At 44.3% G+C, this 2,272-nt stretch carries 1 protein-coding gene and 1 tRNA gene; both read right to left on the minus strand.

Annotation, left to right across the window (positions count from 1 at the left end):
- Position 1: 1 nt before the first annotated feature.
- A tRNA-Phe gene (locus V1U08_RS22830) sits at positions 2–77 on the minus strand.
- Positions 78–310: 233 nt separating this feature from the next.
- Positions 311–1,936 (minus strand): methyl-accepting chemotaxis protein, encoded by a 1,626-nt coding sequence (locus tag V1U08_RS22835; protein WP_330471472.1) that lies wholly within the window; start codon positions 1,934–1,936, stop codon positions 311–313.
- Between the last annotated feature and the right edge of the window lie 336 nt (positions 1,937–2,272).

Genomic DNA, 2,272 nt, shown 5'->3' on the forward strand with positions numbered 1-2,272 from the left:
GTGGTGCCCGGAGGCGGAATCGAACCACCGACACGAGGATTTTCAATCCTCTGCTCTACCGACTGAGCTATCCGGGCGACGAGGTGTATTAAACGGTTTTTCGCTTCTTAGGTCAACAATAAAATTCAAATAAAATATCGTTTGATGAAATTGTGCTCGGAGTGGGCTGTTTTTATGCGTTTTAAATGGTGATACACCTTGCTTTAAGCGTTCTTGGGAATTAAACGACGAGTTTGTTTGCCTGATTAGTAAGCCAAAAATAATAAAGCACGTTTGAAAACGTGCTTTAAGTTAGTAAATTAGCTCTAAGCTAGTGCTTTACAGAGAACTTATTCACCCATCCTTCCAGATCATTCGCTAAAGAAGCCAGGCTTTGAGTGCTTGATTGACTCTCTGTGACCACTGAATTTAGCTGATAACCACTTTCTTCAATCAGGTTTATGCGGTGTGCAATATCGTCGCTGACATGGGTTTGCTCCGCAGCGGCCGTTGCGATTTGTTGGCTCATTGTCGTAATGGCTTCTAATGCTGTCACTATCTGTTGTAGAGCTTCAGAAGCACTTTGGGACTGTGTGACTGTGCTTTGACTGGTCTCGGCGCAAATCTCCATTGTTTGGATAGCATGGCGAGAACCTTGCTGGAGGTTTGAGATCATGTTCTGGATCTCTTTTGTACTATCTTGAGTACGGCCAGCAAGTTTGCGAACTTCATCGGCCACAACAGCAAACCCTCTGCCTTGCTCACCCGCGCGAGCGGCTTCAATGGCTGCGTTTAGCGCCAGTAAGTTAGTTTGCTCTGCGATATCACCAATGACGTCTAAAACTTTGACGATGTTGTTTACATCCTGATCTAAATTAGCTACCGCCAGACTTGCTGTACTTAACTGATTTGCAAGTCCCTGGATATTATCCACTGTACTGCAGATCAGTGATTGGGTTTGTTGGCTTTGTTTGTCTGCTTCATCCGTATTTCGCGCGGTATCATTTGCTGACGTTGCGACTTGATTAGCTGATGAGGCCATTTCTGTCATCGCTGTCGCAATCATAGCGGTTGATTCCTGTTGTGATAGGGTCAAATCAGCAATGGTTCCAGAGCGTGATTCAACTGCGGATAACTCTGAGCGCAGAGCGAGCATAGAACTATCGAGATTCGTTACCATTGTGGCCAGAGACTGACTCATGTTTTGCACAGCATCGTAAATACTATCTTTTGGGGCTACCGTATCGAAACTTGTCTGTATATTGCCCTGAGAGACTGCCTGAACGGCTTGGCGTACGTCATGAGGCTCTCCTCCTAATACGTTCAGCATCTTGCGGATAGCGATGATTAGGCTGGTAAGAATAGCACCTGCGATGAAGAGGCATAGAATGAGTTGCCATTGTGCAGTAGCCCAAAATCGTGCATTTACCTCGTTAAACCCAATACCAGTACCTACAACCCATCCCCAGTGAGGCGTTTTTTCTGCTATTGAATGCTTCTCTTCAATGCTTCCGTCAGTTTGTGTTTGACTCCATGTATATTCGACAATCTGGCCTGTTTTGTTATCCAAAATATCTAATATTAATTGGCCAACGCTATTGTTATTGCTGTCTTTGAAGTCATGGAAGCTGGTGCCATGCAATTGTGGATCGAGAGGCGCAGCGACAAATATCATGTTCTCATCGGCAACATAAACGTATTCATTATCTTTATAGATATTGTTGCGAAGCAGGCGAGTCGCCAGTGCTTTTGCTTCATCTTCCGGAAGTTCACCACTTGCAGCCATTGCTTCTACTTCTGTCAGAATGCTATATGCGCTCTTGAACAGTTCTGTCACTCGAGCTTTGTTATCAAGGTTACTTGCAACTCTCAGAGTCCATAAACCTGTAGCGGTTAATGCGAGCAGCGCCAGCAATATAATCGCAGACAGTAAATAGGCTTGAGTTTTTAGTTTCATATTTGGGCTCACAAATTTTTTAGTTGCTATGCAAAGCATGGCTTATTTTAGAAATTGAATAGACAAGGCATCTTATTGAAGAAGGAAATGAGCGCCTACAAGTGCTTGTTTAAACTATGATGGAGATTAAATTTTTATCGTGAAATAAGTTTTCAGTAAGCGAGCTTTATATGTGGGGTGGTGGAATGAGTGAAAGTTGTGATTGGGCAGGGGAGAATGTATAGATAAAAAAAAGCCGCATCATGTGATGCGGCTTCTTGAAAGTGGCTCCTCCTGCTGGGCTCGAACCAGCGACCTGCGGATTAACAGTCCGTCGCTCTACCAACTGAGCTAAGG

Origin of the sequence: Vibrio sp. YYF0003, assembly GCF_036350715.1 — a bacterium.
Lineage (GTDB): Bacteria > Pseudomonadota > Gammaproteobacteria > Enterobacterales > Vibrionaceae > Vibrio > Vibrio natriegens.